The 14,993-nt window shown below is 33.8% G+C and carries 10 protein-coding genes; 1 reads left to right on the forward strand and 9 read right to left on the reverse strand.

What is annotated here, in order from left to right; genetic code table 11:
* Window positions 1-7: 7 nt before the first annotated feature.
* The 8 genes from xdh to K8M07_RS06900 all read right to left on the reverse strand — a co-directional run bounded on the left by xdh (window position 8) and on the right by K8M07_RS06900 (window position 12,602).
* Complete coding sequence (gene xdh, locus K8M07_RS06865) at window positions 8-2,569, reverse strand: selenium-dependent xanthine dehydrogenase (RefSeq protein WP_411741960.1); 2,562 nt, start codon at window positions 2,567-2,569, stop codon at window positions 8-10.
* A 2-nt stretch (window positions 2,570-2,571) separates the two neighbouring features.
* Entirely contained in the window at window positions 2,572-3,957 is a 1,386-nt protein-coding gene (hydA, locus tag K8M07_RS06870) for a dihydropyrimidinase (protein ID WP_223377167.1), read from the reverse strand.
* Window positions 3,958-4,011: 54 nt separating this feature from the next.
* Window positions 4,012-4,959: a carbamate kinase gene (arcC, locus tag K8M07_RS06875; RefSeq protein ID WP_223377168.1), complete on the reverse strand. Its 948-nt coding sequence runs from the start codon at window positions 4,957-4,959 to the stop codon at window positions 4,012-4,014.
* Between the two features lie 101 nt (window positions 4,960-5,060).
* Window positions 5,061-6,251, reverse strand: a complete 1,191-nt coding sequence (gene ygeW / locus K8M07_RS06880; RefSeq protein WP_223377169.1) for a knotted carbamoyltransferase YgeW — start codon at window positions 6,249-6,251, stop codon at window positions 5,061-5,063.
* 32 nt (window positions 6,252-6,283) lie between these two features.
* Window positions 6,284-7,501 carry a YgeY family selenium metabolism-linked hydrolase gene (locus K8M07_RS06885; protein WP_223377170.1) on the reverse strand — a complete coding sequence of 406 codons (1,218 nt, stop codon included), beginning with the start codon at window positions 7,499-7,501 and terminating at the stop codon, window positions 6,284-6,286.
* Between the two features lie 35 nt (window positions 7,502-7,536).
* On the reverse strand, window positions 7,537-8,751 hold the full coding sequence (gene dpaL, locus K8M07_RS06890) for a diaminopropionate ammonia-lyase (protein ID WP_223377171.1): 1,215 nt from the start codon (window positions 8,749-8,751) through the stop codon (window positions 7,537-7,539).
* Window positions 8,752-9,190: 439 nt separating this feature from the next.
* Window positions 9,191-10,513 (reverse strand): putative aminohydrolase SsnA, encoded by a 1,323-nt coding sequence (gene ssnA, locus K8M07_RS06895; RefSeq protein ID WP_223377172.1) that lies wholly within the window; start codon window positions 10,511-10,513, stop codon window positions 9,191-9,193.
* 331 nt (window positions 10,514-10,844) lie between these two features.
* Entirely contained in the window at window positions 10,845-12,602 is a 1,758-nt protein-coding gene (locus K8M07_RS06900) for a sigma-54 interaction domain-containing protein (RefSeq protein ID WP_223377173.1), read from the reverse strand.
* 216 nt (window positions 12,603-12,818) lie between these two features.
* Between K8M07_RS06900 and K8M07_RS06905 the strand changes: the two genes are divergently transcribed.
* Window positions 12,819-13,925: a threonine synthase gene (locus K8M07_RS06905; RefSeq protein WP_223377174.1), complete on the forward strand. Its 1,107-nt coding sequence runs from the start codon at window positions 12,819-12,821 to the stop codon at window positions 13,923-13,925.
* Window positions 13,926-14,025: 100 nt separating this feature from the next.
* Here the strand turns inward: K8M07_RS06905 and K8M07_RS06910 are convergent, their stop codons facing one another.
* Window positions 14,026-14,904, reverse strand: coding sequence for a TSUP family transporter (locus K8M07_RS06910; RefSeq protein ID WP_223377175.1), 879 nt, complete (start codon window positions 14,902-14,904; stop codon window positions 14,026-14,028).
* Between the last annotated feature and the right edge of the window lie 89 nt (window positions 14,905-14,993).

The following is a 14,993-nucleotide window of genomic DNA, read 5'->3' on the forward strand; positions in this document are numbered from 1 at the left end:
CTCCTCACTATTCTTTCTTTTTGCTATATGGTGTATCTTTCAAAGGTAATTCATCTCTAAATTGTCCATCATACTTTAAATATGCTCCTTGTATTGCCGGTGCTGTAGGAATTGCAGATAGTTCACCAATTCCCTTGGCTCCATATGCCACAATATCTTTGTTTTTTTCTACAATTATGGTTTCTATCTCAGGAATATTATTAGCTCTTAAGAGACCAAGCTTTTTGAATTGAGCAACAGGCACAGAATATTCCATTGGGTAATCTTCAGTTAAAGCATAACCCATTCCCATTACTGCACCTCCTTCTAATTGTCCCTCTAAGTTTTTAGGATTTATAGCTTTTCCTATATCATTTGCAGAAATAATCTTTTGCACCTTGCCTTCTTCATTTAATATAGCTATCTGAGCAGCATAACTATAGGATACGTGACTTACTGGATTAGGCTTGTCGGAACCCATAGGATCGGTAATAGGACTATATTCTGCATAAAATTCTTCTCCCTCTAATTCCTCGAGACTTCTATTTACCAAGGCTTCCTTGAGTTCTAAAGCTGCTATTCTAATTGCCTCTCCGGTAAAGTGCGTTTGTCTAGATGCAGTAGAAGTTCCAGAATCTGGCGCTATAGCTGTATCAGGTGCATCTATGACAACATTTTTAGGGGAAATGCCTACCGTTTCACATAAAATCTGAATAGCAATTGTCCCAAGTCCTTGTCCCATACATACTGCGGCAGTGCGAATATGGATTATTCCATCTATGATAACTAGCCTACATCTTCCAGCATCAGGTACGCCTACTCCCAATCCTGTGTTTTTCAAAGCACAAGCAATTCCAGCATAAGGATATTTTTCGTATTCATCTTTAACTTCTAAAAGCACTTCCTTCATAGCAGTACCTTCATCTGCAATTTGTCCATTTGGTAGTTCTTGACCTGGTTCTATAGCATTTCTATATCGAATTTCCCAAGGGGATATACCTACCATTTCAGCTAAAAGATTTAAATTACACTCACTGGCGAATATGGTCTGTGTTACTCCAAACCCTCTAAAAGCACCTGCTGGTGGATTATTTGTGTAAATTGCCTTTCCATCTATATCTATATTTTGATAATTATAAGGTCCTGCTGCATGAGTACATGCTCTTTGAAGCACAGGCCCTCCTAAGGATGCATAAGCTCCTGTGTCCGCTATAACTGTTGCTTTCATAGCTGTAAGCTTTCCATTTTCATCGCAGGCAGTTGTGAACTCCATCTCCATAGGATGTCGCTTTGGATGCACAACAATACTTTCTTGTCTTGTCAAAGTAACTTTTACTGGTTTATTGGTATACCATGAAAGTAAAGCTGCATGATGTTGTGTACTCATATCCTCTTTCCCTCCAAAGCCTCCCCCTACTAGTTTAACAACTGCTCTTACTTTATCCTTAGGTAGTCCTAATAGTTCAGAACATTCCCTTTGTACGTCATAGGCACCTTGTGTACCTGTATAGATAGTTATTTCATCGCCTTCTCTAACTGCCAAAGCGCTTTCTGGTTCTAAAAATGCATGTTCTGTAAATGGAGTAAAGTATTTTCTTGTCACCTTATATTTTGACTGTGCAATTACTTCATCAGCGTTTCCCCTTTTTAATACTTCATGAGCCAATATATTTCCATTTTCGTGGATTTTAGGTGCTCTTACGGATAAAGCCATCTTTGGAGAAGATATAGGTTCTAGTTCTTCATATTCAACTTTAATTAAATCTACAGCTTCTTTTAATCCCTTTTTACTCTTTGCAGCTACTAATGCTACTGCGTCTCCAAGATATCTTGTCTCTTCTCCTACCTTAATCAAAGCTGGCCAATCTTTTACTAAATGCCCAATATATCTTTCCCCTGGTATGTCATCGGCAGTCAAAACAGCTTCTACTTCTGGATGTTTTAAAGCCTCTGATATATCAATATCCTTTACAACAGCTCTAGGATATTTAGTGCGAAGAGCTGTCCCATATATCATGCCATCCATCTTCATATCGTCTACATATTCCCCTGTGCCTAAAACCTTTTCATAGGCATCTATACGATCCATTCTTTCTCCAATAGAACCTTTTGATAAACTCTCGGTAGGAGTTATCTCGCCTCTAAAAGCTTTTGCTGCTAATTCTACAGCCTTTTCTATCTTTACATATCCAGTACATCTACATAGATTTCCATTTATAGCTCTTTTAATATCCTTAGCAGTTGGAGTTGAATTACTATCCAACAAGGCCTTTGCACTAATCACCATCCCTGGAATACAGTATCCACATTGAACAGCGCCGGCCTTTGCAAAAGCCCAAGTGTAAATCTTTTCTTCCTTTTTGCTAAGACCTTCCACAGTGATAATTTCCTTACCATCAACTTTTGCTGTAGTAAGAAGACAAGCTCTTGTCTTTCTACCATCTACTAAAATGGTACATGCACCACATACACCTTCCCCATTGCATCCATTTTTTACGGATGTAAGGTCAATGTCATCTCTTAAATACTCCAACAGCCTTTTATTTTCCTCTACATCTACCTTGTTTCCATTAACTTTAAATGTATACAACATTATTCCCCCTTTAGGGATTTCCTTTTCACAAACCTTCCTTGTGGTTGTTCTAAAATCCCTCCATCTTGAGACAACACTTTATTGCCTCTTAAAAACACGTATACAGGTTGTGCCTTTACCTGCATTCCTTCATAAGGAGTATAATCCACATTTTGTATTTGAGTCTTCTGTTCAATTATAGAAGTTTGATTGAAATCCCATACTACAATATCTGCATCACTGCCAACTGCTATAGTCCCTTTCTGTGGATATACACCAAATAACTTAGCAGCATTTGTTGATGTCAATTCGACCAACTTATTTAGACTTATTTTGCCAAGTTGAACACCATACGTATATAGTAAAGATATTCTATGTTCTACCCCTGGAATACCATTGGGTATTTGACTAAAATCATTGATTCCTACATCCTTATGTCCCCTAAAATTAAATGAACAATGATCCGTACTAATGGTATCAATAAAATGATTATTTATGCCGTTCCATAAAGCTTCTATATCCTCTTGTTTTCTCAAGGGTGGTGACATAACATACTTTGCAGATTCAAATCCTTCAAGATCATATAGAGAATCCTCCAGAAGTAAATAATGTGGACATGTTTCTACATGTACCTCTACGCCTCTTTTCTTTGCCTCAATAACGTTTTCCAATGCTTCTTTAGAACTTAAGTGAACTATATATACAGGAGCATTTGCCAATTCTGCAAGATACAATAATCTAGTTACTGCTTCCTTTTCTACTAGAGCTGGTCTAACCAACGGATGATAGTACGGTGAAGTATATTTCTTTGATTTCGATTCCTGTATTAAAGCTTCTATCACATCTCCATTTTCACAGTGAAACGTAATTAATGCACCTAATTCCTTACTTCTTATCAACGCTTTGAAAATATCCTCATCATCCATTTGCATTATTCCTTTATAGGCCATATAAATTTTAAAAGAAGATACTCCCTTTTGAATCATGTCTTTCATTTGTACGGGAACCTTATCGTTCCAATCAGTAATTGCCATATGAAAACCAACATCACAATAACTTTTATTTTTAGCCTTCTGATTCCAATTATTAAGTCCTTGTTGCAAGGTTTCTCCTTTATTTTGGGTAGCATAATCCAGTATAGTTGTAGTTCCTCCAGCTATAGCAGCTTTAGTACCACTGGCAAAATCATCTGCCGTTCTAATCCCTGTTCCTGTTTCTAAGTCAAAATGTGTATGGGTATCAATTCCTCCAGGAAGAATATAATATCCATCAATAGATATCACTTCATCCCCAGTTTTTTTTAATTGGGATCCTATGGCTACTATTTTCTCTCCTTCTATTCGAATATCCGCTTTATATATATCCACTGCTGTTACAATGAGCCCATCTTTTAATACGATCCCCATAGTACATCTCCTTCCTTTTAAACATATTTATCCTAAACCCATTACCACCCTATCTCACTTATTGACGATTCTAGTACCAGTACTTCCCTTAATAGCTTCTCTAGCATTTTCTAATGAAGCAACAATTGCCTTTTTATTTGGAGCAAATGATACAAATTTCTTGCAAGCCTCTATCTTAGGTAGCATACTTCCAGGTGCAAATTGTCCTTCTTTAATATATTGATCTACTTCTTCTATTGTAACTTCTGAAAGTTCTTGTTGATCTGGTTTATTGAAGTTGATACAAACCTTATCTACCGCTGTTAAAATCACCAGTTGATCTGCATCTATAACCTCTGCTAGTTTTTCTGCAGCAAAATCCTTGTCAATGACAGCAGCAATTCCTTTCATTCGTTCTTCTTGTTTAATAACTGGAATACCGCCACCACCACAGGAAATAATAATGGAATTTCCTTCTATTAAGTCTCTAATTAAACTTTTTTCAACAATATCCACTGGTTTAGGAGAAGGTACTACTCTCCTATATCCTCTTCCTGCATCCTCCTTCATCATATAACCCTTCTCAGTTGTAAGGTTTTCAGCATCTTCCTTAGTATAAAAAGAGCCTATTGGTTTAGTTGGGTTTTTAAATGCAGGATCATTTTTATCTACCTCTATTTGAGTGATGATTGTCCCAACATTTCTTTTAATATTTCTTTTTCTCAATTCTTGCTGTATGGTGTTTTGAAGATGATAACCGATATATCCTTGGGAGAAAGAGCCACATACATCAATAGGATATAGTTGATTTGATTCATCACAGGCATGGGCATCATTTACAGTTTTAATTATTTGCCCTACTTGTGGCCCATTGCCATGTACAATAGCTAATGTATGGCCTTCTTCAATTATGTCTACTATTGACTTTGCTGTTTCTTTACAATTGTTAATTTGAGCTTCTACACTTGTATCTCTAGGGTCAGATTGAAGTGCATTCCCACCTAATGCTAAAACTATTTTCATATCTTACCTCCATCGTAACAATATAATAATAAGGAATCAGTATATAAAAGAAAGAGTTTAATCTTTCTTTTATATGTTATTTTTTACTATTATTTCATTTACTATTTCATTAGTCTAGAGTTATTTTTATCCATCAATATCCGTAACATCTTTATTGGATCTTTCACTTTTTGTAAAAGGATTATTGCTGCAATAATGTATGGTTTGAAGCTAGCTTCCTTGTATAAAGGTACTCTATATCTATTAAATACGGAGGCATCTACTTCTCCATTTTCACAACTAACTCCAGTAATATCTGCTGGTAAGCAATGTAGATAAAGTGCTTTCCCGTCTTTTGTCAACTTCATCTTTTCTTCTGTACATGCCCAATCCATATGGTTAGTATTTTGTTGTAATAATTCCTGTTCTAGCTCATCTATTTCAGCAAATTTACCTTCTCCATATAAATTTGTTCTCTTTTCCATAGCAGCATATGGAGCCCAGCTCTTAGGATATACAATATCTGCATCTTTAAATGCCTCATCCATAGAATTGGTTTTTACAAACTTGCCACCAGTTTCATCAGATTGTTTTTTCGCTATTTTTTCAACATCGTTCATTATTTCATATCCTTCTGGATGTGCTAATGTTACATTCATACCAAAACGAGTCATTAAACCAATAACCCCTTGTGGTACAGAAAGTGGTTTACCATAGGAAGGAGAATAAGCCCAGGTCATAGCTATTTTTTTACCTTTTAGGTTTTCTACTCCACCAAATTCGTGAATTATGTGAAGCATATCCGCCATAACTTGAGTAGGATGATCAATGTCACATTGAAGATTTACAAGGGTTGGCCTTTGTTCTAGAACCCCATCCTCATACCCTTCTTTCACATATTCGGAAACGTTTTTCTGGTAAGTATGACCTTTTCCTATATACATATCATCTCTAATTCCAATTACGTCAGCCATAAATGAAATCATATTTGCAGTTTCTTTTACTGTTTCACCATGGGCTTGCTGTGACTTCTTTTCATCTAAATCTTGTACTTCAAGCCCTAACATATTACACGCTGAAGCAAAGGAAAATCTAGTTCTTGTTGAATTATCTCTAAAAATTGATATGCCTAATCCAGAATCAAATATTTTAGAGCTAACATTATTTTCTCTTAAATGTCTTAAACAATCTGCTACAGTAAAGATTGATTGCAATTCGTCCATAGACTTATCCCAGGTAAGAAAGAAATCATTTTCATAAAGGTCCTTATAATTTAAATTTTGAAGTTTTTTTAGCATATTATTGTATTCCATAACATTCCTCCTGAAATTTATTTTTTTGTTTATTAATTTAAGTATTTATTAACATATGTGATTGGTACTAAAGCATATAATGCTGCACATTTAACCAATTCATCTTTCCATGTTCTTTCATTTGGTGCATGAGCCTGATCTTCATGCCCTGGTCCAAAACCAATACATGGAATATTATATCTGCCCATAATAGAAACTCCATTTGTTGAGAATGTCCATTTGTCTACCAATGGTTCTTCATTAAATAGGTTTTTATAGCTATCTACCAATGTCTTACAAGCAGCATGATCTTCTGGTAATACCCACGCTGGGAAGTAACATTCTGTTGGATATACTAAGCCAGTATAAGCAGGCCTTTCATAATTATACATTTCAACTTCTGCATTTGCTTCCTTTACAGATGGTAAGTTCCTAATTTCTTGAAGTGCTCCCTGCCAAGTTTCTCCATTAGTTAATCTTCTATCAATAGAGATACTACATCCATCTGCTACTGCACATCTAGATGGAGAAGAGAAAAATATTTCTGAAACTGCTAAAGAACCTTTTCCCAGAAACTCATCATAATGTAAATTCTCATGTAGTGCCTTTAGTTCATTAATGATAGGAGCCATTTTATATATTGCATTGTCTCCCCTTTCTGGAGCGGAACCATGGCAACTAACCCCATGGGTAGTAACTTTTATTTCCATTCTTCCTCTTTGACCTCTATAAATATTGCATGAAGTTGGTTCAGTAATAACAACAAATTCTGGCTTTATATTATCCTCATTGATGATATATTGCCAACACAATCCATCACAATCTTCTTCTTGTACTGTTCCAGTTATAATTAGGGTATAGTCATCTTCAAGACCTAAATCCTTTATTATTTTCCCAGCATAGACCATAGAAGCCATTCCACCTTCTTGGTCAGTAGCTCCTCTGCCTATGATTATTTCATCGTCTTCATACCCTTCATATGGATCATATTCCCAGTTTGCTCTTTCTCCAACACCAACTGTATCAATATGAGCATCCATAGCTATAATGTGTTTTCCATGTCCGATATATCCTAAGACATTTCCCATTGGATCTATTTCAACCTTATCAAATCCTACCTTTTCCATTTCGTCTTTGATTCTTAATATAACTTCCTTTTCCTGTGTGCTCTCACTTGGAAGTTTAATCATATCTCTTAAAAACTTTGATATCTCAGGCTCATATTTTTTCGCTGCTTTCATAATTGCTTTGAAATCAATATTTTTACTCATTTTTATCCTCCTTCATTTTTATTCTTTCTACTTTTTTACATTTCACTTGGATACAATCCATCCCATACAATCTTTCTATAATGTTCTGGATCAGTATCACCTTCAGTATTGATTACTAATATTTTAGATGTTTCATCAATCTCCAATTGTTCTTTTAAATCCTTTAATTTTTCATCCTTTAATAAGGAATATACAATACCAGCTGTTACACTTCCTGATTCTCCAGATACTACTTTATCATCTTCATTTAATGGATTTCCTAAGACCCTCATACCATTTGCTGATACATATTCTGGACAAGAAATGAACGCATCAGCATAATCACTTAGAATTTCCCATCCAATGGTATTTGGCTCTCCACAAGCAAGACCAGCCATAATAGTATCCATATCTCCTGTTACAAATGTTCTTTTTTTATTCTTTGCTGAACGATAGATACAATCAGCTTTATTAGGTTCTACTACTACTGTAATTGGTCTATCATCTCCATAATATGCTGTCAAGAACCCTTGAACTGCCCCCGCCAGGGAACCTACACCTGCTTGCACAAAAACATGTGTTGGCTTATCTAGTTTCATTACATGCATTTGTTCTACTGATTCCAACATCAATGTAGAATATCCCTGCATGATCCACTTAGGTACATCTTCGTATCCTTCCCATGCCGTATCCTGAATGACTTCCCAGCCATATTTTTGGGCATTTTTAGTAGCTAGGCGAACGGCATCATCATAATTCATATCAGTAATGCTAGCCTCTGCACCTTCGGCCTTAATCCTGTTTAATCTATGTTGCGAAGACCCCTTTGGCATATAAACTATTGATTTTTGTCCTAATTGATTGGCAGTCCACGCTACACCCTTCCCATGATTTCCATCCGTTGCTGTTACAAATGTAACTTCTCCTAATTTTTCTTTCACCTCTTTAGAAAGTAGCATTTCAAAATTAACATCTTCAATAGAAAGGTCTAATTTTTGTGCTAAAAGATTTCCAATAGCATAGGAACCTCCCAATACTTTAAATGCATTTAATCCGAATCTATAAGATTCATCTTTCACTAATATTTCTGAAACACCTAACTGATTTGAAAGATTTTTTAATCTCACTAACGGAGTTTGAGAATAGACATCAAAACTTTCATGAAAATATTTGGTTTTCTTTGTTTCCTCTAGATTAAAGTCTCGTACGGAAACTTTATTGTTTTTTTGTCTGGCTTCTTTATTCTGTATACATTTTATTGATTCTGACATTTTTCTCCCCCTCTTCTGTCTATAAAAAACTCATCTATATGATGTAGCAATAATCATACCAGCTTTTGTATATTATGATAAAATGTTATCTTATTCTGATCATCCATCTATGTATGTCCCTATAAAACCGGCTTCTGTAGACTTCAATTTATAAAGTAAAAAATTTATCTTATAAATGTTCTACTCCTACACGCTAAAAAAGTGATAATTTTTATTATCATATTAATAAAAATTATCATATTGATAATAGAATGAATAGATCAGCTTACTATCAATATCTTTAGTTCTATAAATATTAAAAACTATCATAGCAATTATCAATTTGATAAATGTGTAACATTAATTTGCTTCTTTATACAATAAGCTCAAAGAATAACCGTTGTTTATATAGTTAATCCTTGAGCTTATTGTTCGCTTAAAGCATATATATTTTAATTTCTTACATCATAGACCATATCTTAGCTGCTCTTTCAGAAGATCTTGCCATAATTGCATCTTCATCAACTGGTAATATCTCTTTATTCTTCATAGCAAATTTACCATTTATTATGGTGTCATTTACCATCTTGCCGGTCATTCCAAAAAGTATATGGCCAAAATAAGTATCCCCATTCAATGGAGTATATGGTTTATAGTCAACTGTGATAATGTCAGCATATGCACCTTTCTTAAGAACACCTAATTTTCTTTTAAAATAATTATTACAAATTGCTGGATTATTATCAAACTGTAAAGCCTTTGTTTCCATAAACCCTACAGTAGGATCACAAAGGTGGTGACTTTGAAGGATATTTGCTACCTTCATTGATTCAAACATATCATTTGTATAAGCATCTGTGCCAAGTCCTACCCTAATTCCCTGTCTAACCATCAATACAACAGGTGGACATCCAACAGCATTCCCCATATTCGACATAGGATTGTGTACTACATTGGTATCTGTTTTCTTCAAAATCTCAAGCTCTCGCTGATTACCATGTACACAATGAACTGCAATCGTCTTATTCCCTAATAATCCAAAGTCGAAAAATCTTTCCAATACTCTTCTCCCATATTTTTCTAATGAATCATATTGATCATCTATCCCTTCAGCTACATGTATGTGATAGCCTGCATCAATTCCCTCCATAGCTTCTTTGATTTTATATAAGGTTTCATTTGAAATAGTAAATGATGCATGTATACCAAATAAACCTTTAATCATATCCTCTTCTGTATCATTGTAAGCTTTAATAAAGTTTACATTTTCCGCTATTCCCTTTTTTCCTATGTCTTTTCCATCTCTATCTGATACTTCATAACATAGAGATGTTCTAATTCCAAGTTCCTTTGCTACCTCAACTATTGTAAAGAGACTATCTGTTGCAGCATTTGGACTGGAATGATGATCAAATACTGTGGTAACACCGTTTCTTATGGATTCAATATAAGTCGTGTATGCATTTAATTTACAATCCTCTAAAGTTAGTTTCCTATCCAAATTCCACCATTGGTTTTCAAGAATGTTTAAAAAGTTATCTGTAGGTTTGGATACAGACATGCCTCTTGCGTATGCACTATAAATGTGAGTATGAGTATTGATCATGCCCGGCATTATAATCTTATCATTAACATCTACTACTTCTTCCTCTGGATAATCTGCCTTTAAGTCTTCAAACCTTCCTACAGCTTCTATTATATTATCCTTAACTAATACCGCCCCATTTGCAATATATGAATTTTCTATATCATTGGTAATTACTTTTCCATTTCCTACAATCACAATATTCTCCCCCTTAATTTTTAATTAACGTATTTAGTTGATATATAAAGCAATTATTGTACCAACTTTCAATATCTTTTCAAAATAACTTTATTTATTTAGAACTTTCCTGTAAAATAGAGCTTCTATTTTTTATATATGCAAATAAAATAGATTTCTATATATTAAAATGCTAAAAAATCATGCCGATTTCTATTATCATACTGATAAAAATTATCATATTGATAAAGCCAATGAAGAATTCATTTATTTTACTGTTAAGAGTTTTATAGAATAAGAATCTCCATGGTTAATTGTCGAAATGATAACCCCTATGGAAATTTTCTATCCTTTATATATCGTAGGAATTGAGTTTTCTGTAAAGAGTAGCTATTCCAATTCCTAATTTATTGGCAGCAGCTCGTTTTCCCTTTGTATCCCATCCATAATAATCTAAGGTTTTTTGGATATATTCCTTTTCAATAACCTTAATGGGCCTTATATTATCCAATTTATACTCTTCTTTCATTTGATTATCTTTATAATGATAAATATTGTCTGGAATCAATTCACTAGTCAAAACCTCTTGATCTTCTGCCATATTTATCATATATTCTAATGTATTTTCCAATTCTCGTACATTGCCAGGCCAAGGATAATCTATCAATATTTCTTGTGCTTTTGCATCAATGGAAGTTATATGCTTGTCATATAGCATATTATAATTCCGTATTTTTTCTTTCATGATTACTTCTATATCTACCCTTCTTTCCCTTAAAGGTGGTATATGAATTGGAATAACATTTAATCTATAATACAGATCCTCCCTGAACTTGTTCTGCTTAATTAATTCTCTTAAATCTTTATTTGTAGCTGCTATTACTCTAACATCAAGATCTATGGATTTGTTGGAGCCTATTCTTACAATTTTATTCTCTTGTAACACTCTCAATATTTTCACCTGGAAATTCAAGGGCATGTCCCCTATCTCATCAAGAAAAATTATTCCTTCATTTGCCAACTCAAACTTACCTACTCTGCCATTAGGATTTGCACCACTAAAGGCTCCTTTAACATATCCAAAGAGTTCACTTTCCAATAATGTACCTGGAATAGCACCACAATTTATAGCTACAAAAGGCTTGTCCTTTCTGTCACCTTCCGAATGAATGGTTCTTGCTATAAGTTCTTTGCCAGTACCACTTTCTCCAGTAATAAGAACTGTAGATCTAGAAGTGGCTATCTTTTTAATTCTTTTCTTTAACATCATAATACTCTTTGAGCTTCCTAGTATTGCATCTGTCCTTATGAATTGATTTGCGTAGGTGAGTGTATATGCATCTGATTTTAATTTTTTAATTTGATTAAAAATCAAAATCTTACTATAATACGATCCATCTAATGGTAAAGATATTAAAGTTCCCAACAGATCATATTCCTTATCTCCTATTTGAACTGTATATTCTTCTTTTCCCATCATAAATTCATGTTTTGGTATTATTCTAATATTTTCATAGATATGTCTATCTTTAAGATTAAGCTGTTTTACTGCACTGTTATTTATATCATATATTCGATTATTATCATCAATCATAATAATCCCCTTATCTATATCATCTATAACTTTTTTTAAGGATGTGATAAGTACCTTATTTCTTTCATTCTCCATATACTCATAAACTTTTGTAGCAATAAAGTCTGCTATCTGATATAAAAACTGAAGATGAGAATCCATCTTTTCTAATAATACTTTCCTTTGTTTTGGATTAAAACAGACAAGTCCTATTACACCTATTATCTGGTTATTTAATTTGATAGGAGTACTTAATTCTAAATATTCACTACAATGTCCATAATTAACACATTTTTTACACAGAGGATGTTCTCCTGGGTTTTCAATGATCTGGTGAGTGCCATTTTCAATAACGTATTTGTATACATTTCCTTCAGCTAGTATATTTTCATTTATCTTTTCTCGAAACGTCCCTGTACCAGCTATTCTATTAAGCTTCGAATCTACTATTTCCACATCTACATTTAATACATTGGACAACACTCTTGCATATTTTATAACAGAACTCTGAATAGACTTTAAACTGTATCCTTTCATTTAGATCACCTTCTCCACTCTTTATTTTATATTTATTAATCTCTAATATTCTATAAAAATAGTTCCCGCTTTATAAAATGTACTTATAAATATAAAATATCACGAAAAATGCTATAATTTCAAATAAATTTTAAATATTCATTTACTTTTATTATTCTTGTATTAATGACATACTTGGATTAAAATATATTTAACCTTATTATTGGAGATGATGTTATGGCTTATAGTTATGTATGTAATGTCTGCGGCAAAAAGTATAATACCGATAGTTTAACATTTCAATGTTCATGTGGAGGTATGCTTGATTTAGATGATTTTGATATTTCTTTTAACAATATAACTAAAGATGAATTTAGCTTGTTTAGATACATAGATGCATTGCCTTTCGATAAAGACTCTAATATATGGAAGGATATTACTATGGGTGAAGGGCTAACCCCTATTGTTCCCTTCAATAATGACAATCCAAATCTGTTGGTGAAAATAGATTATATGATGCCTACTCTTTCATTTAAGGACAGGGGTGCAGTAGTATTGATATCTAAGGCCAAAGAACTAGGCATTAAAAAGATAGTCCAAGATAGTAGTGGAAATGCTGGCACATCCATAGCTGCATATGCAAGTAGGGCCGGAATAGAATGTAATATATATGTACCTAAAAACACTTCACCTAAAAAAATAGAACAGATTTCTTCCCACGGAGCTAAAGTTTATATAATTGAAGGTAGTAGAGAAGATGCTGCCAAAGCCTGTTTAGAAGCTGCTAAAAATGGTGATAGCTTTTATGCTAGTCATGTATACAACCCATTTTTCTATCAAGGAACAAAGACTTATGTCTATGAAATATATGAACAATTGAATGGTAATATGCCAGAGGCTTTGGTAATTCCAGTAGGAAATGGGACCCTGGTTTTAGGAGTTTATTACGGACTAAAGGATTTGTTGAATTCTGGACTCATATCAAAGATGCCGGAAATAATAGCTGTTCAATCGGAAAATTGTGCTCCTATATATGAGGCCTTTACTAGTGGTAAAAGCTATGTGAAAGAAGGTACAAATGAAGGTACATTAGCTGAAGGAATAGCTATTGCCTACCCTAAAAGAGGCAATCAAATACTTGATGCAATAAGAATCACTAATGGACAGGTAATCGTCGCTCCTGAATATTATATTATGAATATGACAAAGAAACTTGCAAGATTAGGGTTTTATGTAGAACCAACCACAGCAGCTACCTTTGCTGGATATTTAAATCATCTAGAAAAGAACCCTATAGAAGGAAAAGTTGTAATACCATTATGTGGTTCAGGATTAAAACATTAATACAATAGTATATAAAACATAAAACCCACTTTTTTGAGCACTACAAATCCTCCCTGTCTTGCATGAGGAGGATTTGTTTTTTAATTATTTCTCCTAATTATTATGCTTCAGCAACTACTTTTTGAGAATCTCTAAGTAGTGTAATTCCAGTATAAGTTATTACAACAATTACTAACCAAGTCAATACATTCATTGGTAAAGATGTTACTATAAATACTGCTATCAATACTCCTATAACACCGAATATAGAAATTGCTAAAGAAGCTTTTCTGTTATATGCTCCTTCCTTAACAAACTTTATTGATGCTGCTGGCATTAAGAATGCACAGGAACCCATCATAATAGGAAATGCTACATCAGGTGACATTCCTAACATATACACTAATGCCATACAAGGTGCATAAAGTCCAATACCTGCTGTCATCAATGCTCCTAATATAAAGTTACCTATTACTGCTATAAACAATTTTCCACCAGTCAATCCAACAGCAGTACCTGTTCCCAAACTATCAATCCAGCCTACTTGACCAGCTAACATTACAAATGCAGTTGCAATCAAGGCAATTCCCATAATAAACTGAATCTTTTTTTCTGGCATCCTTGATATAATTCCAGCTCCCAATACTGATCCTACTACAGCAGCTGCAATCATAGAAACCAATGTAACAAATTCTACTTCTATTGCAGTAATAAACGCAAAAGCTTCTAATACAACTGGAGCAGTACAAGATACATTTAATGTTCCTGGAAGTACCTTATCCTCAACTTGCTTAAATCCTCTTAATAGGGCAGTTGTCGGGGCAAAACTTCCAATACCTAAGGTATCAAGAAAATTCGTAAGTAACCCAGTAAATCCTGATTTTGCCCAACTAGTTTCTTCTTCCAATTCATCTTTATGGTTTACAAAGTCTTTCCCAAATGTAAATCCAAACACTGCAGTGAAAACACCCAATACACTTAATAAAATCGTAGTTAACACTAATGATACCTCCTTTTAATATTCCTTCGTGCTTCCTTTAATTCCTATAATCTATATTTAATGAGAACCATCACTCTAAATATCCAAAT

The sequence above is a fragment of the Schnuerera sp. xch1 genome (genome assembly GCF_019931165.1).
Lineage (GTDB): Bacteria > Bacillota > Clostridia > Tissierellales > Tepidimicrobiaceae > JAIOUP01.